The 20,323-nt window shown below is 71.8% G+C and carries 16 protein-coding genes and 1 pseudogene; 11 read left to right on the top strand and 6 right to left on the bottom strand.

The window, feature by feature from the left end:
* Positions 1–95: 95 nt before the first annotated feature.
* Entirely contained in the window at positions 96–1,589 is a 1,494-nt protein-coding gene (locus IE277_RS27080; RefSeq protein ID WP_189956320.1) for a DNA-binding protein NsdB, read from the top strand.
* Positions 1,590–1,675: 86 nt separating this feature from the next.
* Here IE277_RS27080 and IE277_RS27075 read toward each other — a convergent pair whose 3' ends face one another.
* A complete protein-coding gene (locus IE277_RS27075; protein ID WP_189956319.1) occupies positions 1,676–3,115 on the bottom strand; it encodes a PP2C family protein-serine/threonine phosphatase in 1,440 nt (479 codons plus the stop codon).
* A gap of 349 nt (positions 3,116–3,464) precedes the next feature.
* On the opposite strand from IE277_RS27075, the gene IE277_RS27070 reads away from it, so the two are divergent.
* Positions 3,465–3,881, top strand: a complete 417-nt coding sequence (locus IE277_RS27070; protein ID WP_189956318.1) for an SsgA family sporulation/cell division regulator — start codon at positions 3,465–3,467, stop codon at positions 3,879–3,881.
* A gap of 132 nt (positions 3,882–4,013) precedes the next feature.
* Positions 4,014–6,035, top strand: coding sequence for a phosphocholine-specific phospholipase C (locus tag IE277_RS27065; protein WP_189956317.1), 2,022 nt, complete (start codon positions 4,014–4,016; stop codon positions 6,033–6,035).
* On the opposite strand, the pseudogene IE277_RS27060 reads toward IE277_RS27065, so the two are convergent.
* Positions 6,025–7,114 (bottom strand): annotated as a pseudogene (locus IE277_RS27060) (Gfo/Idh/MocA family protein). The gene IE277_RS27065 and the pseudogene IE277_RS27060 sit on opposite strands and share 11 nt — an antisense overlap.
* Before the next feature lie 122 nt (positions 7,115–7,236).
* A complete protein-coding gene (locus IE277_RS27055) occupies positions 7,237–8,331 on the bottom strand; it encodes a baeRF3 domain-containing protein (RefSeq protein ID WP_189956315.1) in 1,095 nt (364 codons plus the stop codon).
* A gap of 188 nt (positions 8,332–8,519) precedes the next feature.
* Here IE277_RS27055 and IE277_RS27050 point away from each other — a divergent pair, with 188 nt between their 5' ends.
* Both IE277_RS27050 and asnB read left to right on the top strand, forming a co-directional pair.
* Entirely contained in the window at positions 8,520–9,299 is a 780-nt protein-coding gene (locus tag IE277_RS27050) for an alpha/beta fold hydrolase (protein ID WP_189956314.1), read from the top strand.
* A 319-nt stretch (positions 9,300–9,618) separates the two neighbouring features.
* Positions 9,619–11,460 carry an asparagine synthase (glutamine-hydrolyzing) gene (asnB, locus tag IE277_RS27045; RefSeq protein WP_189956313.1) on the top strand — a complete coding sequence of 614 codons (1,842 nt, stop codon included), beginning with the start codon at positions 9,619–9,621 and terminating at the stop codon, positions 11,458–11,460.
* Here the strand turns inward: asnB and IE277_RS27040 are convergent.
* Both IE277_RS27040 and IE277_RS27035 read right to left on the bottom strand, forming a co-directional pair.
* Complete coding sequence (locus IE277_RS27040) at positions 11,447–11,977, bottom strand: DUF4232 domain-containing protein (RefSeq protein WP_189956312.1); 531 nt, start codon at positions 11,975–11,977, stop codon at positions 11,447–11,449. The genes asnB and IE277_RS27040 overlap by 14 nt on opposite strands.
* A gap of 131 nt (positions 11,978–12,108) precedes the next feature.
* Positions 12,109–13,710: an alpha/beta hydrolase gene (locus tag IE277_RS27035; RefSeq protein ID WP_189956311.1), complete on the bottom strand. Its 1,602-nt coding sequence runs from the start codon at positions 13,708–13,710 to the stop codon at positions 12,109–12,111.
* 284 nt (positions 13,711–13,994) lie between these two features.
* On the opposite strand from IE277_RS27035, the gene IE277_RS49250 reads away from it, so the two are divergent.
* The 3 genes from IE277_RS49250 (at position 13,995) to IE277_RS27020 (ending at position 16,153) form a co-directional block, all read left to right on the top strand.
* Positions 13,995–14,660 (top strand): chaplin, encoded by a 666-nt coding sequence (locus IE277_RS49250; RefSeq protein ID WP_189956310.1) that lies wholly within the window; start codon positions 13,995–13,997, stop codon positions 14,658–14,660.
* A gap of 120 nt (positions 14,661–14,780) precedes the next feature.
* A complete protein-coding gene (locus tag IE277_RS27025) occupies positions 14,781–15,302 on the top strand; it encodes a hypothetical protein (RefSeq protein WP_229881980.1) in 522 nt (173 codons plus the stop codon).
* The gene (locus tag IE277_RS27020) at positions 15,299–16,153 is read left to right on the top strand and encodes a GNAT family N-acetyltransferase (protein WP_189956309.1); all 855 of its coding nucleotides are present in this window, start codon (positions 15,299–15,301) and stop codon (positions 16,151–16,153) included. Before IE277_RS27025 ends, IE277_RS27020 begins: the two co-directional genes overlap by 4 nt.
* On the opposite strand, the gene IE277_RS27015 is transcribed toward IE277_RS27020, so the two are convergent.
* Entirely contained in the window at positions 16,131–17,438 is a 1,308-nt protein-coding gene (locus IE277_RS27015) for an MFS transporter (RefSeq protein ID WP_189956308.1), read from the bottom strand. The genes IE277_RS27020 and IE277_RS27015 overlap by 23 nt on opposite strands.
* 59 nt (positions 17,439–17,497) lie before the next feature.
* On the opposite strand from IE277_RS27015, the gene IE277_RS27010 reads away from it, so the two are divergent.
* The 3 genes from IE277_RS27010 (at position 17,498) to IE277_RS27000 (ending at position 20,304) form a co-directional block, all read left to right on the top strand.
* Positions 17,498–17,869 carry a MerR family transcriptional regulator gene (locus IE277_RS27010; protein WP_189956307.1) on the top strand — a complete coding sequence of 124 codons (372 nt, stop codon included), beginning with the start codon at positions 17,498–17,500 and terminating at the stop codon, positions 17,867–17,869.
* Positions 17,870–17,910: 41 nt separating this feature from the next.
* Positions 17,911–18,687 (top strand): GNAT family N-acetyltransferase, encoded by a 777-nt coding sequence (locus IE277_RS27005; RefSeq protein ID WP_189956306.1) that lies wholly within the window; start codon positions 17,911–17,913, stop codon positions 18,685–18,687.
* Positions 18,688–18,846: 159 nt separating this feature from the next.
* Positions 18,847–20,304 (top strand): M6 family metallopeptidase, encoded by a 1,458-nt coding sequence (locus IE277_RS27000; protein ID WP_189956305.1) that lies wholly within the window; start codon positions 18,847–18,849, stop codon positions 20,302–20,304.
* Positions 20,305–20,323 lie beyond the last annotated feature (19 nt).

Genomic DNA, 20,323 nt, shown 5'->3' with positions numbered 1-20,323 from the left:
CACCATCTGGCGGACCCTGGCGAACCCTGGCGAATAGTCGCCCGGCAACCTCCACCGGGCTACTGTCAACTCAGCCGAGAACCTGGGGGCTTGACGTGAGCGGACAACCCAACACCCGCCTGGCGGACCTGTTCGGCCTGGCCGGCTGGTCCAAGGGTGAACTCGCGAGGCTGGTCAACAAGCAGGCGGCGGCCATGGGCCACCCCCAGCTGTCGACCGACACCTCCCGGGTGCGGCGGTGGATCGACATGGGAGAGATCCCGCGCGATCCCGTGCCGCGGGTGCTGGCGGCTCTGTTCACCGAGCGTCTCGGCCGTGTCGTGACCATCGAGGACCTCGGTCTGGTACGGCACGGGCGTGCGGGAAGACGGCAGGGCGACGGGATCGAGGAACATCCCGACGGCGTGCCATGGGCGCCCGAACGTACCGCCGCGGTCCTCACCGAATTCACGGGAATGGACCTCATGCTCAACCGACGCGGCTTGGTGGGCGCGGGTGCCGCGCTCGCCGCGGGATCCGCACTCAGCAGCGCCATGCACGACTGGCTGCACACCGACCCCACACTCAAGGCCGACGCCCCCGTACTCGACGACCCTCTGCACGCCGACCCCGCCGGGTTCGACCGCTATGAGGCCGCCCCCATCGGATCGCAGGAGATCGAGGAGCTGGAACGCTCGGTCGAGGTGTTCCGGGCCTGGGACGCCGCGCGTGGCGGCGGGCTTCAGCGCAAGGCCGTGGTGGGCCAGCTCAACGAGGTGGGCGGCATGCTCGCCTACCACCATCCACCCCATCTCCAGCGCCGCCTGTGGGGCGTCGCCGCCAACCTCGCCGTCCTCGCGGGCTGGATGTCGCACGACGTCGGCCTGGAACCCACGGCGCAGAAGTACTTCGTCATCGCCGCCCATGCCGCCCGTGAGGGCGGAGACCGGCCGCGGGCCGGAGAGGCCCTGTCCCGGGCGGCCCGGCAGATGGTGCACCTGGGCCGGCCCGACGACGCACTGGACCTGATGAAGCTCGCCCAGTCCGGCGCCGGCGACCGTCTGCAGCCGCGTACCAAGGCGATGTTCCACACCATCGAGGCCTGGGCGCAGGCGTCGATGGGCAAGGGCCAGGCCATGCGCCGCACGCTCGGCCAGGCCGAGGACATGTTCGTCGCCGGCCGGGGCGACGCCGAACCGCTCGACTGGATGCAGACCTTCAAGGACGAGGATCTGTACGGCATGCAGGCCCTCGCCTACCGCACGCTGGCCGAGTTCGACCCGAGCGAGGCCGCGCACGCCCAGCACTACGCGGAGAAGGCGCTCGCCCTGCGGGTGGACGGGCGGGAGCGGTCGAAGATCTTCGACCATCTGTCCATGGCGTCGGCCTGCTTCATCGCCGACGACCCCGAACAGGCCGACCGCTACGCACGGCTGGCCCTGATGTCGATGGGCGCGAACTCCTCCCGTCGCACCTGGGACCGGCTGCGGCAGATGTACCGGCTGACCGCGGAGTTCGCCGGCTATCCGAGGATCCATCAACTGCGGGAGGAGATCCGGCTCGCCCTGCCCAAGCCGAGGGCCAAGGGCGCGGGCAGCGCACGGGCGTGAGCGCACAGGCCCAGGGCCTGCGCGCCGACCACTAGAACAGCAGCTGTCTCACCGACTCCAGCTGTCTCACCGACTCAGGGCTCGGCTCATGCGGTGACCTTGGCGACGAGCACACACGCGTCGTCCTCGCGTCCGGCTCCGCCGAACTCCTCGACCAGCGTCCGTACGCAGTCCTGCGCGGTGCGTGCCGTGCCGAACCGCGGGGCGAGGTCGAGCAGGCGGTCCATGGCCGCCGCCGGGCCGTGCCCCGGCACCAGCCCGTCGGTGTGCAGCAGAAGGAGGTCGCCCGGCCGCAGAGCCTCTTCGGCCTGTCCGTAGACCGCGCCCGAGGTGGCGCCGAGCAGCACGCCGTCCGGTGCGTTCAGCAGACGCCCCGTCCCGTCGCGGTACAGCAGCGGGGCGGGGTGTCCTGCCTGCGCCCAGACCAGGGTGTGGGTCTCGGGCCGGTAGCGGCAGCAGACGGCGCTGCCGAGGGCGGGCTGTACGGTGGCGTCCAGTAACTGGTTGAGCCTGCCAAGCAGTTCAGCGGGCCGGCTGCCGGCCAGCGCCATGCCGCGTACGGCACCGAGCAGCATCGCCATGCCGGAGGCGACGGCCACCCCGTGCCCGGTGAGATCGCCGACGCTGAGCAGGGTCTCGCCGTCGGACAGCTCCAGCGCGTCGTACCAGTCGCCGCCGATCAGTGATTGTGTCGCCGCGGGCAGGCGGTGGGCGGCGAGGTCGAGGGTGCGCGGGCCCCGGTGCGGGAGCCGCAGGGAGCCGCGCCAGGGAGGGAGCACGGCTTCCTGCAGCTCGGCCGCGATCCGGTGCTCGGTCTGCTCCTGCCGGCGCTGACGCTGCAGCGAGTCACGGGTCTCGTGCACCGTCCGCTGATTGCGGCGCAGTTCGCTGACGTCGCGGAGTACCGCCCACATCGAGGCGGTGCCGCCGTCGGCGCCGAGCACGGGTTCGCCCATCATGTGCACCGCCCGGACGGATCCTTCCGGCCGTACGACGCGGAACTCCCCGTCGATGGGTTTGCCGTCGACCAGGCAGTCCGTGACCATCGCGGTCAGTTTCGGCCGGTCCTCGTCCAGGACCAGCGCGGGCAGTTCGTCCAGGGTGAGGGCGGGGGCGTCCGGGGCGAGGCCGAGGATCTGGTACAGCTCCCCGGACCAGGTCGCCTCGTCCGTCAGCAGGTTCCACTCCGCGCTGCCGACGCGGCTGAGCAGCGAGTCGTGCCGGACCGCGCCCGGCGCGGGCCGGAGCGCGGGCGCCCTCGTGGCCGCGGCCGGAGCGGCCGCCACGGAGTCCGGGCCGTCCCGGAGCTGGGCCAGGTGGGCGTCCAGGTCGTCCAGTTGGTGGAGCGCGAGGTCGTACAGGGCGCGCTGCCAGCGTTCCTCGGGGTCCGAACCGTCGCTCCGGGTGTCCCGCCGTACGGCGTCCACGTCGCCCTTGAGCCGCCGCGCCTGCGATATCAACGCCTCGACCGAGCCGCGTCCGGGTGGCTGGGCGGCTGAGCGGTCCGCGGAGACAGGGGACGGCATGACGGGCTCCGTTGGGGGAGGATGCGGCCAGGAGGGGACGGGGGGACCGGTTACGACTCTTGCACAGCCCGCGACGCCCCGTAAGGGATTTGGCAACACACGATACGGTGGTGCTTCTGGCATATGCCAGAGTCTTCTCTGAGTGATCCCGGCACACGAATGACGTATGCGCGGCGCGCCTCAAGTCGTAGTAGTCCTACGGGAGTTGTGGCACGCGCTTGCCGATCGGTCATGTGTTCGTCGCTCTTGTGTCCGGACGGAATGTCACCGTCCTGCATCCGTCCCGCATCCGTCGAACTCTGACCGGATTTGGCGGCATGCGAAGCGCCTTCGCGGAGTCCATTAAGGCATGGATGCCATCACTGTCGAACAGTCCGCCCAGGCCCGGCTGATCACCGCGGACGACGAGGAGATCCCCGTGTCGGCCACGCTGCGCTACTCCACGGACGACCCCCTGGCCGTCTTCGTGGACTTCCCCGCCGAGGCCTCCCTGGAGGGCGAGGAGGTCAGCTGGACCTTCGCCCGCTCCCTGCTCGACCAGGGGCTGCGGGCCCCGGCCGGACACGGGGACGTACAGATCTGGCCGTACGGCCACACGCGGACGGTGCTGGAGTTCCACTCGCCGCACGGCCTGGCCCTGCTCCAGTTCCCCGCGTGTGCGCTGCGCCGTTTCCTGCTGAACACCTACGCGGTGGTGCCGGCCGGACAGGAGGATGTGGCCGGGGTCGTGGAGCGGGGGCTCAGTGCCCTGTTCGGCGGGGTGTGAGGGGGTACCCCGGACGACTTTGACTGCTGTTCATCTTCGCCTCACCGCACCGGTATGGACCCTGACCATCGCCCCGTGCACCCTGGCGCGCGGCGTGCCGCAGGGGCACCGCAGGTGAGAAGGACGGGGCGAATGACACCGATCAGCCGAAGAGGCTTCGTGGGACTCGGCGCATCCGTGGCGGCGGGTGTGGCGCTGGGCGCCGGCACCCGCAGCACGGCCGCCGCGGCCACGGTGACCGGCACGATCAAGGACGTACAGCACGTGGTGATCCTCATGCAGGAGAACCGCAGCTTCGACCACTACTTCGGCCGGCTCAAGGGCGTGCGCGGCTTCGACGACCGCAGCGGCATCACCCTCAGCGGCGGCCACCCGGTCTTCGAACAGCCGAACGGGACGGGCCGTCAGTACCCGTGGAAGCTCAGCGCGACCCCGGACGCGGGCGGCAAGGACGGCGAGACCCTGGCCCAGTGCAGCGGCGATCTGCCGCACTCGTGGTCCTCCCAGCACTCCGCCTGGAACAAGGGCCGGATGGACAACTGGGTCGCGGGCGTCGGCAATGTGCGCTCGCTCGGCTACCTGGACCGCTCCGACATCCCCTTCCACTACGCGCTCGCCGACAACTACACCATCTGCGACGCCTACTTCTGCTCCACGCTCAGCGCGACCGGCCCCAACCGCACCTTCCTGTGGAGCGGCAAGGTCGACTCCTCCAGCTACGACGGCGGCGACGAGTCCGGACTGACCTGGCAGACCTACGCCGAGGCGATGCAGACCGCCGGGGTGAGCTGGAAGGTCTACCAGAACGCGGCCGACAACTACGGGGACAACGGCTGCGCCTACTTCAAGAACTTCGCCGACGCCAAGGCCGGCGACCCGCTGTACGACCGCGGCATGTCCTCGGTGCCGAAGGTGACCGGCTCGACCCCCGACGACATCGCCGCCGCCATCAAGGCCGACGTGGTGGCCGGCACCCTCCCGCAGGTCTCCTGGGTCGTGCCCGACCAGGCCTTCTCCGAGCACCCCTACGCCCCGCCCGGCGACGGCGCCCACTTCGTCAACCTCGTCTACCAGGCCCTCGCCGCCGACCAGGACGTCTTCAACTCGACCGTCCTGTTCCTCAACTACGACGAGAACGACGGCTTCTTCGACCATGTGCCCCCGCCGTCCCCGCCCGCCGGCACCGCGGGAGAGTTCCTCAACGGGGTGCCGTACGGCTTCGGCTTCCGGGTCCCGATGCTCGTCATCTCGCCCTGGACGCGCGGCGGCTGGGTCTCCTCGGAGGTCTTCGAGCACACCTCGGTGCTGCGCTTCCTGGAGACCTGGACGGCGGCCATCGGCAAGCCGGCCACGTGCGCCAACATCAGCGACTGGCGGCGCAAGGTCAGCGGCGACCTCACCGGGGTCTTCGACTTCGCCCACCCGGTCTACGGCCCGGTCTCCCTGCCGTCGACCGGCGTCATCGGCATCGGCACCTGCGGCCCGCTGCCCAACCCGGCACCGACGGACAACGCCCTGCCCGCCCAGGAGAGCGGCACCCGCCCGGCCCGCGCGCTGCCGTATCAGCCGAACGGCTACCTGGACCACCTGGAGTTCGGCGCGGCAGGCAAGATCCTCGCCTGGTTCACCATGACCAACCAGGGCACGCCGGCGTCCCGCGCGGCCCACTTCTCCATCCACCCGAACGCCTACCGCGACACCACGCCCTTCCCGTACACGGTCGACCCGGGCGGCACCGCCTCCGACTTCTTCAACATCGGTACCGGCTTCGGCGGCGGCAAGTACGACCTGTCCATGGTCGGTCCCAACCGCTTCCTGCGCCGCTTCCAGGGCGACGCGACCAAGGCGGGCAAGTCGGCGGAGGTGAGCACCCGTTACGCGGTCGAGCCGGGCACGGGCAAGCCCGCCGTCTACTTCAAGATGACCAACTCGGGCTCCTCGACGGTGAAGTTCACCATCACCTCCAACCACTACCGCAGCGACGGTCCCTGGAGCTACACGGTCGCCGCGGGCGGCTCGGCGGAGGACTTCTTCAACGCCGTCGCCTACCAGAACGGCTGGTACGACTTCACGGTGACCGTCGACTCCGACGCGACCTGGTCGCGCCGGTTCACCGGGCACCTGGAGACGGGCGCCGCGAGCGTCAGCGGCTGAGGCCGGCGTACAGCTCCGGGCGCGGGGCGAGGGTGACGGCCGTCCGGCCGCCGTCCGCCAGCGCCCGGACCCCCGCCTCGGCGACGGCGGAGGCGGCGTACCCGTCCTGGGGCCTGTCGTCAAACTCCCGCCGTGCGCCCGCCGGGCAGGCGGGAGTTTGACGACAGGCCCCAGGCGCTCGGACCGGTGACCTCGCCCCGCCGGGTGGCGTCGACCCAGGCCTGCACCTCGCGGTCGTAGGCGTCGGCGAAGCGGACGAGGTAGTCCTGTGCGACCTCCTCGTGGGCGCGGCCCGCCGTGGTGACCACCATGGTGTGTTCGGCGCCGATGCGGGCGCTGCCCTTCTCGCACACGGCCTCGCAGCGCACCTGGTAGCCGAAGCCGCAGTTCACGAAGACCTCGACATCGACGAGTGCGCCGCCGTCGGTCTCGAACAGCACGAACTGCGGATCGAGCAGACCCCCGGGCGCGTCCGAGGACGGCGTGGGCCGCAGCACGGTCACCGCCGTCAGCTCCTGTCCGAGCAGCCAGCGGGCCGCGTCGATCTCGTGCGAGACGGAGCTGTCGATGAGCATGGCGCTGGTGAAGCCGGGCGGCGAGGAGACATTGCGGTGGGTGCAGTGCAGCATCAGGGGCCGGCCGAGGTGTCCGCCGTCCAGCAGCGTCTTGAGCCGGCGGTACTCGGAGTCGTAGCGGCGCATGAAGCCGATCTGGGCCAGCCGGCGGCCCGAGCGGGCCTCGGCCTCCACGATCCGCAGCGCACCCGTGGAGTCCGGCACCATGGGCTTCTCGCACAGGACCGGCAGTCCGCGGGCGAAGGCGGCGAGCAGGGCCTCCTCGTGGGCCGGGCCGGGGGAGGCGATGAGGACGGCCGCGACACCGGGCGCGTCCAGCGCGGCCTCCGGGTCCGTGTGCACACTGACCGCGTCGAGGCCGGCCACCGCGTCCTCGGCTCGGGCGCGGTCGGGGTCGGCCACCGCCGCGACCCTGGCTCCGCTGACCATGTGGTGGAGGCGCCGTATATGGTCGGCCCCCATGTGCCCGGCACCCAGGACGGCCACTCCCAGCAGGTCACCCATGCGTGCGCTCCCTTACGCCGACGATCACGCCGTAGCGTACGCCGCGCAGGGAGCGCTGCCGGGGGAGGACCGGAAGGGGACGGAACGGAAGGGGAGGACCGGAGGGGCGCCGGGGGACCGGCTCAGTACCGCAGCACCCCCGCCATGCCGTTCGCGTCGCCCAGCGTGCCGTCGGGCACGAAGCGGACCTCGGCGCCGGTCTCCAGGCACTGCTCGACGATCTCGTCCACGATGTCGTCGCGGGCGTCCAGATCGCCGGGCGCGGCCGGCACCAGATGCGCGCCGAGATCCTGGACGGTGGCGCGGAAGTTCTCCTCCACGGCGAGCAGCCGCACCCGGCCTTCCCGGGCGCTCTGCCACAGCTCGTCGAGACCGGCCGCGAAGGTCCGGTGGCCGCGGGCCGAGGTCAGCTCCCGGACCACGGCCGTGGCGTCCTTGCGGGACTCCGCCTCCAGCACCGGCCGCAGCGCCTGCCACACCGCCTCGGGACCGGCGTGCGCGAGGCCGCCGCGCGGGACCTGGACCGCGGCCTTGGCGACGCTGCCGACCTCCTCCAGCAGGGACAGCGCCGCCTGTTCCCCGGTGACGTACAGCGGCCTCGGATGGTCGCGCAGGATCGTGCTCATGGCGGTGTCCGCCTCGCGCAGGAACTGCCGGGAGGCCTCGTCGCGGAAGGTGCTCGGCAGGTCGCCGATCTGCATCTGGCGCTCGGAGTCGAAGTTCTCCTGTCTGCGCTCCCGCGGGAAGCCGCCCAGGTGGTCCTGGACCACACGGCCCTCGCCGCCGCTCCACAGGGTGACCCGGTCCGCGGAGACCGACAGCACCCAGAAGGGCCGCTCGGCGGCGTGTGCGGCGACCAGGTTGCGGGTCAGGAAGGTGTCCGAGAGCACCACCCGCTCGGGCACGGTACGGGCCAGGGACCACACCTGGTGCTCGCCCGGAGCGGCGAAGATCACCAGGCCGTCCTCGGCATGGGCCAGGTCCACCTCCGACAGCGCCCGGTCGAGTTGCGCCACGACGTCGTTGCGCCGCTCACGGGTGACGGAGGGGTCGGCCTCCAGACGCCTGCGGGCCTCGGTGACCACATTGCGCAGCCGGACGGGATCCTGGCCGTTCTCGGGTTCGCGGCGGTGCGTCGGGGTCAGCACCGACACCGCCGGATAGGGACGCGGGCGCCGCAGTTCGGCAAGCGTCGCGGGACTCAGTGCGTGCTCCATGACAGCACGATAGGTCCGATTCACAGGTACGGCATTCGGGGTGTTCCGGACTGCGAGCCCTGCTCGGTCCTCCGGCCGGCGAACGGTGACGCGACGCCCTGCCGGCGGCTACCGTACCGGCCAGTAACCGGACCGTGGCGCAACCCGCCGTGGCGCAACCCGCCGTGGCGCAACCCCAGGAGGCCTGAATGCCGCAGCTCGAAGTCGACGGAGCGACCCTGACGTACGACGACGAGGGTCCCCGTGACGCACCCCGGGTGCCCCTGGTCCTCGTCCACGGCTGGACCGCGAACCGGCACCGCTGGGACCACCAGATGGCCCACTTCTCCGAAAGACGCCGGGTGATCCGGCTGGACCTGCGCGGACACGGGGAGAGCACCGGGGCCGGGGTGCGCACCGTCGCGGAACTGGCGCGCGACGTCCTCGCCCTCCTCGACCATCTGCGGGTCGAGCGGTTCGTGCTGGTCGGCCACTCGATGGGCGGCATGATCGCGCAGACCATCGCCCTGGCCCACCCCGAGCGGGTGGAGCGGATGGCGCTGGTCGGCTCCATCGCCCGGATGACGTACAGCCGTGGCCGGGGCCTGCTCATGGCCGCCTCGACCCTGGTGCCGTACCGGCTGTTCGTGGCGGCCAACATCCAGCGCGCGTTCGCGCCGGGCCATCCGCGCGAGGAGATCCGCGCGCAGATCCGCGCCTCGGCCGCGACCCCGCGCGAGGTCGTGATGACGCTGTACGGCGCGATGCGTGCCTTCGACGTCCTGGACCGGGCCGGTGAGATCCGTACGCCCACCCTGATGGTCCATGGCTATCACGACGTCCAGCTGCCGGTGCGGCAGATGCTGCGGATGGCCAAGGCCTATCCGGACGCGGTCGTCCGCATCCTCGACGCGGGCCATGAGCTGCCGCTGGAGAAGCCGGCCGAGCTGACCGACGTACTGGACCGGTTTGTGAGCGAGAAGCCCTGAGCTTAGCTGAGGGTCTGTCGTCAAACTCCCGCCGTCCACCCGAAGGCGACCTTGGTGAAGTTTTTGCCTGTGACCGGTTCCTGGCGGCGTCGTCCCGGTGGCCTGGGTGATGCCAGATTTCGCGCGAGCAAAACACGGCCGAAATGATGGGGGTGTAGGGGGCGTCCGCGTCGGCGCCGAGTTGACTGCCTCAGGCAACCGACGGAGGCTTGACGCATAGGTGCTCGATACAACTGGTTTGTCGGCCGCTCCCAGGCTCACCAGGGAAAGCCCAGGTGAGCGCCGGAGCCGGCGGCGGGCCGGAGTCTGGAGGCAGCGCATGTGCGGCATCACCGGATGGGTGTCCTTCGACCGTGATCTGACGACCGAGGTCACCACATTGGATGCGATGACCGAGACGATGGCCTGCCGCGGCCCGGACGACCGTGGCACCTGGGTCCAGGGCCCCGCCGCCCTGGGCCATCGCCGGCTCGCGATCATCGACCTCCCCGGCGGCCGTCAGCCGATGTCCCTCGACACCCCTGAGGGAACCGTGGCCATGGTGTACTCCGGGGAGGCGTACAACTTCACCGAGCTGCGCCGCGAACTGGAAGGCCGCGGCCACCGGTTCACGACCGATTCCGACACCGAGGTCGTCCTGCACGGCTACCTCGAATGGGGTGACGCGGTCGCCGAACGGCTCAACGGGATGTACGCGTTCGCCGTGTGGGACGGCCGGTACCACAAGCTCGTGATGATCCGCGACCGCATGGGCATCAAGCCGTTCTACTACTACCCCACCTCCGACGGCGTCCTGTTCGGCTCCGAGCCCAAGGCGATCCTCGCCAATCCGCTGGCCCGCCGCCGGGTCACGCTGGACGGGCTGCGGGAACTGCTCGTCATGGTCAAGACGCCCGGACACGGGATCTGGGACGGCATGCGCGAGGTCGAGCCCGGCACCGTCGTCACCCTCGACCGCTCAGGCCTGTCCACGCGCGTCTACTGGCGGCTCCAGACGCGTGCGCACACCGACGACCGCGACACCAGCATCGCCACCGTGCGCTCGCTCCTCGACGACATCGTGCGCCGCCAGCTGGTCGCCGACGTACCGCGCTGCACCCTGCTCTCCGGCGGCCTCGACTCCTCCGCCATGACCGCGATAGCCGCCCGGCAGCTCGCCGCGCAGGGTGAGCGGGTGCGCAGCTTCGCCGTCGACTTCGTGGGCCAGACCGAGAACTTCATCGCCGACGAACTGCGCGGCACTCCCGACACGCCCTTCGTGCACGACGTGGCCAAGCTCGCCGACACCGAGCACCAGGACATCGTGCTGGACCCGCAGTCCCTCGCCGACCCCGCCGTGCGCGAGCGGGTGATCCGCGCCCGCGATCTGCCGGCCGGCTTCGGCGACATGGACGCCTCGCTGCTGCTTCTCTTCCGCGCCATCCGGGAGAAGTCCACCGTCGCCTTGTCCGGCGAGTCCGCCGACGAGGTCTTCGGCGGCTATCTGCAGTTCTTCGACGGGGAGGCGCGCCGTGCCGACACCTTTCCCTGGCTGGTCCGCTTCGGGCGCGACTTCGGTGACGACGCCGACGTGCTGCGCGCCGACGTCGCGAGGTCCCTGGACCTGGACGGCTATGTCGCCGACGGCTACCGCACCGCCGTCGCCGGCATCGACCGGCTCGACGGCGAGAGCGACTTCGAGTACCGGATGCGGCAGATCAGCCATCTGCACCTGACCCGCTTCGTGCGCATCCTGCTCGACCGCAAGGACCGGATGAGCATGGCCGTCGGCCTGGAGGTCCGGGTGCCGTTCTGCGACCACCGGCTGGTCGAGTACGTCTACAACGCCCCGTGGGCGCTGAAGTCCTTCGACGGCCGGGAGAAGAGCCTGCTGCGGGAGGCGGCCGCGGACGTCCTGCCCCGCTCGGTCTACGACCGGGTCAAGAGCCCGTACCCCTCCACGCAGGACCCGCGGTACGCCCGCGCCCTCCAGGAGCAGGTCAAGGACCTGATCGCGCAGCCCGCCCACCGGGTCTTCGACCTCGTCGACCGCGACCGGCTGCGCAAGGCCGCCGAGAGCGAGGAGCCGATCAACACCCAGGCCGGGCGGCGCGGGCTGGAGCGCACGCTGGACTTCGCGCGCTGGCTGGACGTCTACTCGCCCGAGCTCAACCTCGGCTGAGCCCGATGGCCCGGTCCGCGGCCGCCGCCGAGGGCCGCCACCATGTCGTCACCGGCTCCCACACCAGGACCCGCTTCCCGGTGCCGAGCCGCCCGGCGGTGAAGGAGCGGCCCCAGTGTGCGGTCGAGGCGGCCACGGTCACGGCGTCCACCCGGCGGGCCTCGGGGTCCGCCGGGTCGCCGATGGTACGGATGTCGGCGTAGGCGCTCTGGCCCGGCGCGAGCCGGTAGGCGCCGGCGCCGCCCGCCGGCGTCGGCAGCGCGGCGCCGTCCAGGTTCCCGAAGGTCACCGTGGGCACACGGTCGACAACGCAGGCGCGGGCGCCGTGGTTGGTGATGCTGACCCGCACCACGGTCGGGTCGCCGGCCGCGGCCCGCGCCCGCATCGACAGGGCCTTCTCGGTGCAGCCGGCGGGGCGGGAAGGGCCCGTGGCGGCCTGGCTCTGCGGCGCGGTCAGCAGCAGGACCGCCGTGGCGGCCGAGACGGCGGGTACGGCGAGGGCGGCGCGGATGCGCATGGTGGTCTCCCCTGTCGTGGGCACGTGAGCGGGATGGAGCGGCCGAAGGGCGCCTGCCCGGAGTGACGACCGGAACAGGCGGGAGGTTGTGCCGGATTCGCACCTGTTACCCGGTTGCGTCCTTGCTGTCATCAGTTGGTGGTGTTCTCGCTGTCACTCCATTCGCGGCCGTCCGCCGGGCACGAGCTGCCGCTCGGCGGCAGGGAGCCGTAGAGCAGGAAGTCGCCGACCGTGCGGTGCACACAGGTGGAGGAGGTGTAGCCGGTGTGTCCGTCGCCCTTGTTGTCGAGCACCACGGCCGACGGGCCGAGCCGCGCGGCCGTCTCCACGGTCCACCGGTACGGCGTCGCCGGGTCGCCGCGCGTGCCCACGAGCAGCATCTTCGCCGAGTGGACCTGCTTGACCCGGTCACGGATGAAGTCGGTGCCCTTCGGGCGGCCGTAGCACATGAGCAGCTGGGTCAGCCGGTAGTGGCCGAAGACCGGTGAGGCCTGCTCGTACGCGGCCCGCAGATCCTTCAGGTCCTTGGCTATCTGTGCCGCTCCGGGCCGGTCGGGGTCGTCGGCGCAGTCGATCGCCATCAGCGCGGCCGGGAGGTTGTCCGTCGGGACGTCCTGCGGATCGACCGGACCGCCGCTGCCGCTCCGTGCCGCGCCGGGCTTCGTGGCGCCCCCGCCGGCGAAGGTCAGCACGCCCCGGGTGTCGCCGTCGTCGACCAGGGAGGCCAGGGCGCGCTCCAGGGCGGGCCACAGCTGCTTGCTGTAGAGGGCCTGCCCGATGGCGCCCACCAGGTCCTGCCCGGAGAGGGAGCCGCCGAAGTCGCTCGGGACCGGGTTCCCGTCGAGCGAGTGCACCAGCCGCACGACCTGGTCCCCGGCAGCACGCCGGTCCTGCCCGAACGGACAGGCGACGTCCGCCGTACACCAGTCCAGGAAATCGTCCAGCGCGGTCTGCTGCCCCTCGGCGCCGGCCAGCCCCTGCTCGGACAGCGGCTCGGTCAGGGTGTCCACGCCGTCGAGGGCGATCCGGCCGACCTTGTGCGGGAACTGTGCCGCGTACACCGCGCCGAGCCGCGTTCCATAGGAGAAACCCAGGTAGTTGAGCTTCTTGTCGCCGAGCGCCTGGCGGATCACGTCCAGGTCGCGGGAGGCGTTCACGGTGCCGATGTGCGGCAGGACGGGGCCGGAGTGCCGGGCGCATTCGGCGGCGGCCTTGCGCAACTGTGCGAGCAGCGCCGCGGGATGGTCGAGATCGGGGTCGGCCGTCGCCTGGGAGGCCTCGTCACCGCCCTCGCCGCAGCTGACCGGGGAGGAGCGGCCGACGCCGCGCGGGTCGAAGGTGACCACGTCGTAGCCGTTCGTCAGGTCCATGAACTCCCGGCCGTCGGCGGCCAGTTCGGGTATTCCCGCACCGCCGGGCCCGCCGAAGTTCAGCAGCACCGAGCCCTGCTTCTTCCCGGTGCCCTGATAGCGGGCCAGGGCCACGTCGAGCGTGCCCGCGCGGGGCCGGGCGTAGTCGAGCGGGACGGTGACCTTGCCGCACTGCAGGTCCTTCGGCATCTCCGGGCCCGGGCAGGCCGCCCAGGTCACCTTCTGCCGGTAGAACCGGGTCAGGTCGGGCTGCGGCTGACCGGCGGCCGCCGCGGGCAGTCCGGAGCCGAGCAGGGCCAGGGTCAGGGCTCCGGTACCCGCGCAGCGCCGCACGGCGGGCCGTGTCGACAGCTTGGCCAGCATCGATCGCCTCCCGGGACGCCTGTCGCGGACCGGGGACGGCGCCCTTCGGATCACCATAAGCGGGGCCCGGACCGGCCGCCTCCGGGCGAGCGGCACGGCCCCCACCGTCGTACCCTTTGCACCCTCTGTTCCTGTTAATGATCATTGAGTGGCTTTACATGCAGTTCGATAACAGTGTCGCTCGACGGGGTGAAAGACCGATAAGCCATAACTCGGATGGTGCTCCTGCGTTTTATGGGGTGCGGGTGAGTGCCCGTGACGAAGTTGTGGAAGGCAGGAAACCTATGAGACGGGCTACCCGTAAAGGTGTGATCGCCGTCGCCGCCTCCGGGGCGCTGGCCGTGGCGCTCCCGGTGTCCGCCGCCTTCGCGGCCGACGGCTCCGCAGCCGACGGCTCCGCGGCCGGCTCACCCGGACTGCTCTCCGGCAACGGCATCCAGCTCCCGGTGCACGTGCCGGTGAACGTGTGCGGCAACACCGTGGACGTGGTGGGGCTGCTCAACCCCGCCGCCGGCAACGCGTGCGCGAACCGCCCGGACACGAGGGGCCGGTCGTCGGCGCACGGCGGGGCGTCCGCGCACGGCGCGGCGAAGAACGCGCCCGGCGTGCTCTCCGGCAACGGCATCCAGCTCCCCGTCGATGTCCCGGTCAACATCAGCGGCAACAGCGTCAACGTGGTCGGGGTGGGCAACCCGGCCGCCGGCAACCGGTCGGTCAACGGCTCCGGCGGACAGCCTCGCACCCCCCACCACCCGCGCCACGCGGCCCCCAAGCCCCCCACGAAGCACCACCCCGGCCCGCCCCGGGCACTCGGGCCGACGACGTCCGCGCTGGCCCACACCGGTACGGACATCATCTTCCCGGCGGTCGCCGGCAGCGCCGCGCTGCTGCTCACCGGCACGGTCCTCTACCGCCGCTCCCGCACGGGCCGCACCGACCGCACCGGCTGAGCCACCACCCCGGCCAAGGCCCCACCGGACGCCGGACCGGTGGGGCATCGTTCGCCCGCCGCCGCACGTGTCCGTTCGCCCTCCGCCGGCCGGTGTCACCGGGTGCAGTAGGTTGATCCGGTGACGGACGGCATACGCGGGCGATGGCGGGCACTTCCGCGCCGGGCGCGCTGGACACTCGTGGTGTACGTCGGCGGGTTCCTGGAGGGGACCTGCTACCACGCCCTCTGTCTGGTGCGCGGCGGGCTCCATGCCTACACGGGCTTCGGGCCGCTGCCCCTGCAGGTGCTCTTCCACGCCCTGCTCGTCCTCGACCCGCTGGTCGCCGTCCTGGCCCTGCGGCTGCGACCCGCGGGCATCCGGGCGGCCGGGGTCGTGATGACGCTGGACGTCCTCGCCAACTGGTACGTCAACCGGCGCCGGGTGACAGCGGATCCGGCGGCGCTGCTGAGCCCGGTCGGGCTGCTGCCCATCACCCTCTTCGGGGTGTTCGTCCTCGTCTCGCTGTGTCCGCTGCTGCGCGCCCTGGCCGGCCGGGGAACCGGACCGGCAACGGCTGATCCTGCCGTGGCGCGGCCGGTGTTGATCCGGAAGGATGCGGGACGACAGTCCGGTTCCGGCGGAGATGGAGCGCATCGATGACCTCAGCGGCCCCCCACGACCTCGTCCTCACCCAGGCCACCCTCGCCGACTGGCCGGTGATCGCCGGATGGGCGGCGGCGGAGGGCTGGAACCCCGGACTGTCCGACGGGCCGGCGTTCTTCGCGCAGGACCCCGACGGGTTCTTCCTCGGCCGTATCGACGGCGAGCCCGTCTCGGCCATCTCGGTGGTCAACTACGGCTCCGACTACGCCTTTCTGGGCTGTTACCTCGTCCGCCCCGACCTGCGCGGCCACGGCCACGGCCTCGCCACCTGGAAGACCGCCCTCGCGCACGCCGGCGACCGCACCGTGGGCCTCGACGGAGTCGTCGCCCAGCAGGACAACTATCGCCAGTCCGGCTTCGAACTCGCCTACCGCACCATCCGGTTCACCGGCGCCGCCCCGCAGACCGAGCCGGCCGCGGACATCCGGCCGGCCGGTCCCGCAGACCTCGCCGCGATCACCGCCTACGACGGCGCCTGCACCCCGGCCGACCGTCCGCGTTTCCTCGCGCAGTGGCTCACCGGCCCCGGCCACCGGGCCTTCGTCCGCCACGACGGCACCCGCCTCACCGGCTACGGCGTGCTCCGCCCCGGCCGCGACAGCCTGCGTGTCGGTCCCCTCTTCGCGGACACCGCCGACGACGCCCGCGCCCTGTTCGCCGCGCTCATGGCCGAGGCCGCCGGACGCGACGTGGCCATCGATGTGCCCGAGCCGAACACGGCCGGCGTGACGCTCGCCGAAGAGGCCGGATTCCGGGCCTCGTTCGAGACCGCCCGGATGTACACCGGGCCGGTGCGCGAGCACGCGCAGCACCGCGTGTTCGGTGTCAGCACCCTCGAACTCGGCTGACGCCCGGGGGTGTTCGGTCAGGCGGCGACGCCGCCGGGCGCGCGGTTCCCCGCGCCTTTCCGGGCGCGGCCGGCGCCTTCGCTCCTGGGGCGAGACCGTGCCGCCGCGCCGGGAAGGCGTACCGGCGGCCCGCCGCGACCGTCGCCAGCGCCAGCACGGCCGGCGCCAGCGCGGTCCACGGCAGGGCGCCGGGGCCCAGCCCGTCCAGCGTCACACCGCCGGTGAGCGAACCGGCGGCGATGCCCGCGTTGTACACCGTGGTCTGCAGCGAGGTCGCCACATCGGCCTCCGCCGGCCCGGAGGCGTCCACCAGCGCGCTCTGGATCAGCGTCGGCGCCCCGCCGAAGGCCACGCCCCACAGGGCCACCGCGCCGACCAGCAGCACGGGCGTCCGCGCGCACAGGCCCAGGGCCGGCAGCACCGCGCCGAACAGGGTGAGCGCGGCCAGCAGCGTGGCGCGCGGATACCGGTCGACCAGCGCTCCGGCGAGCCAGATCCCGGCCACCGTGGCCGCCCCGAACACCGCGAGCAGCGGGCCCGTACGGCCGTACCCGGCATGCGCGGCGAACGGGGCGAGATAGGTGTACATCACCTGGTGCCCCAGCAACAGGAACAGGGTCACGGACAGCACCGGGCGGATACCGGGGCGCCGGGCCACCCGGCTGAGCGGCACGCGCGCGTGGGGCGGCTCGCCGGGGAAGCCGGGCGCACACAGCCGGATCCACCCCACCAGCACGACGGCGAGCACGGCCAGCGCGGCGAAGGCCGTCCGCCAGCCCACCGCGCCCGCGAGCGCCGTGCCGGCGGGCACTCCGAGCGACAGGGCCAGGGTGATCCCGGCGAGCACGATCGCGATGGCCCGTCCGCGCCGCCCGGCCGGCACCAGCCGGGCGGCGTAGCCGACCAGCATCGCCCACAGCGTGCCGCCCGTCACGCCGGCCAGCAGCCGGGCCGCGAAGGTGAGCGGGTACGACGAGGACAGCGCGACCAGCGCGTCGCTCACGGCGAAGCCCAGCAGGGCACCGCACAGCACCGGCCGCCGTGGCAGCCCGCGCAGGGCCGACGTGACCGGGACCGCGGCCAGGAAGGAGGCCGCCGCGTAGGCGGTGACCAGGAAACCGATCCGGGACTCGGCGACCCCGAGCGGGGGAGCCATCGCGGGCAGCAGGCCGGCCGGCAGGAGTTCCGTCATGACGGCGATGAACGCGGCGCAGGACAGGGCCAGCAGCCCCGACCACGGCAGCGGATCGCCCTTGACCTGGGAGGACGTGGAGGACACAGTCATGCGAGCATGGTCGGAGCCTGACATCAGTGTGAAGGTCAAGCGCGGCGGCGGAGGCGGACATGCGGATCGGTGAACTGTCCCACCGCACGGGTGTGCCCACCCGTCTGCTGCGCTACTACGAGGAGCAGGACCTCCTCCACCCCGAACGCGGCGACAACGGCTACCGCCGCTACCCCGAGTCCGCGGTCGCCGACGTCCAGCAGATCCGCGGCCTCCTGGACTCGGGCCTGACCACCGAGATGATCCGCGCGATCCTGCCGTATCTCGCAGGCCCCGGCGAACTCCATCCGCCGGCCGAGTGCGTCACCCCGGAGACCGCCGCCCTGCTCCACGGGCACATCGAGCGCATCCAGTCCCGCATCGACTGCCTGGCCAGGAACCGGGACCGACTCAGCGCCTATCTGGCCGCCGTACGGCCGCACCCGCGGTAATCCCGTTGCCCGGACCAGAGCGCTCCTGTTGTGCTGGTCCCATGGATCACTCGGCGGTACTCGCTCTGTACGACCGTGACCTGCGCGAGCGCGCGACCCCCGACGGCCCCGGGGCCCGGATCGAACGGTCCGGCACGGTGGTGCGGCAGGTCGCGGACGCGCAGGGCTGGAACGGCGTGCTCTGGTCCGCCCTGGACCGGGCCGGCGCGGACCGGGCGATCCAGGACGAGATCGCGTACTTCACCGGCCTCGGCCGCGCCTTCGAATGGAAGCTCTACGGCCATGACCGGCCGGCGGACCTCGGCGCCCGGCTCGGCGCGGCCGGATTCCGGGCCGAGCCCGAGGAGACGCTGCTGGTCGCCGAGACCGGGCGGCTCGCCCTGGACGCCGAACCGCCCGCGGGCATCCGGCTCGCACAGGCCGCCGACGCGGCCGGCGTCGAACTCGTCGTGGCCGTGCACGAGAAGGCCTTCGGCACCGACGGCACCCGGCTGCGGCACCGGCTGCTCGCCCGGCTGGCCGCCGACCCGGGCACGGTCGTCGCCGTGGTCGCGCTCGCCGGGGACGAACCCGTCAGCGCCGCCCGGCTGGAGCTCGTGCCCGGGACCGCGTTCGCCGGGCTGTGGGGCGGCGGCACCGCCGAGGGCTGGCGGGGCCGGGGCATCTATCGCGCCCTGGTCGCCCATCGCGCCCGCGTGGCCGCGGCCCACGGCTACCGGTATCTCCAGGTCGACGCCTCGGCCATGAGCCGTCCGATCCTGCAACGGCTCGGCTTCCAGGCGCTGAGCACCACGACCCCTTATCTGTACGGGAGCTGATGGCGCGCCACCGCGGATATTGCCGGGTCTTTCTGTTCACCAGGCCTTCATGCCATGTACCTTTCAACCAGTTGACGCGTGTAGAACCCTCAACCCGGCTCTACGCGCGCAGACTTGGCGCCGCACCGCCTCTCCCCACCCCTCATGGAGGTTCGTCGGATGCTCGGATCCCGGAGATCCCGCCACAGACTCACCACCGCCCTGGCCGGATTCGGACTGCTCCTCACCGGAGCCGCCGTCCAGGTCGGCGCCGGCGCCGCCGCGCACGCGGCGACCACGCACCGCGTCCTGTTCGACAACGCCCATGCGGAGACCGCCGGAAACGCCGACTGGATCATCTCCACCAGCCAGCCCGATCCACTCGGCCAGGACTCCTCCCCGTCCGCCGAGAGCGACTGGACCGGCGCCCTGTCCTCCTGGGGCGTGTCGCTGCAGAAGACCGGCGACTACAGCCTGAAGACGCTGCCGTCCGGCTCCAGCCTCAGCTACGGCGGCTCCTCCTCGCTGGACCTGTCGAACTTCGACACACTCGTCCTGCCGGAGCCGAACACGCTGTTCACAAGCGCCGAGAAGACGGCGATCATGAACTTCGTGAAGAACGGCGGCGGCCTGTTCATGATCTCCGACCACACCGGAGCCGACCGGAACAACGACGGCTACGACGCGGTCGAGATCCTGAACGACCTGATGACGAACAACAGCGTCGACTCCACCGACCCGTTCGGCTTCTCCATCGACTCGCTGAACATCGCCTCGGGCTACCCGGCCGCGATCAGCGACAGCTCCGACCCGGTGCTGCACGGCTCCTTCGGCACGGTCACCAAGAGCCTCATCGCCAACGGCACCACCGCCACCCTCAAGCCCTCCGACAACTCCTCCGTCAAGGGCCTGGTCTACCGCAGCGGTTACTCCGGCAACACCGGTGCCTTCTTCCTCACCAGCACCTACGGCAGTGGCCGCATCGCCTTCTGGGGCGACAGCTCCCCGATCGACGACGGCACCGGCCAGTCCGGCAACACCCTGTACGACGGCTGGAACGACTCCGGCGCCACCAACGCGGCCCTCGCCCTCAACGCCACCGCCTGGCTGGCCGGTTCGAGCACCGGCAGCGGTGGCGGCGGGGGTGGCGGCGGCACCGGCACCTGCACCGCCGCGCAGCTCCTCGGCAACAACGGCTTCGAGTCCGGCAACAGCACCTGGAGCGCCACGAGCGGTGTCATCACCGACTCCAGCGGTGAGTCACCCCGTTCGGGTTCGTACGACGCCTGGCTCGACGGCAACGGCAGCGCCACCACCGACACCCTGTCCCAGTCGGTGACCGTCCCGTCCGGCTGCTCGACCGCGAAGGTCAGCTTCTACCTGCACATCGACACGGACGAGACCACGACCAGCACGGCCTACGACACGCTCAAGGTCCAGGTGCTGAACAGCTCCGGCACGGTGCTCGGCACCCTGGCCACCTACTCCAACCTCAACGCGGCCTCCGGCTACACCCAGCGCAGCTTCGATCTCAGCGCCTACGCCGGGCAGACCGTCACGCTGAAGTTCACCGGCACCGAGGGCTCCAAGTACCAGACGTCGTTCGTGGTGGACGACACCGCGCTCGACGTCAGCTGAACCGAACGGGCGGGGGCGG

Source organism: Streptomyces alanosinicus, assembly GCF_014650595.1.
Classification (GTDB): Bacteria; Actinomycetota; Actinomycetes; order Streptomycetales; family Streptomycetaceae; genus Streptomyces; species Streptomyces alanosinicus.
This window is presented reverse-complemented; position numbering and strand designations above follow the sequence as displayed.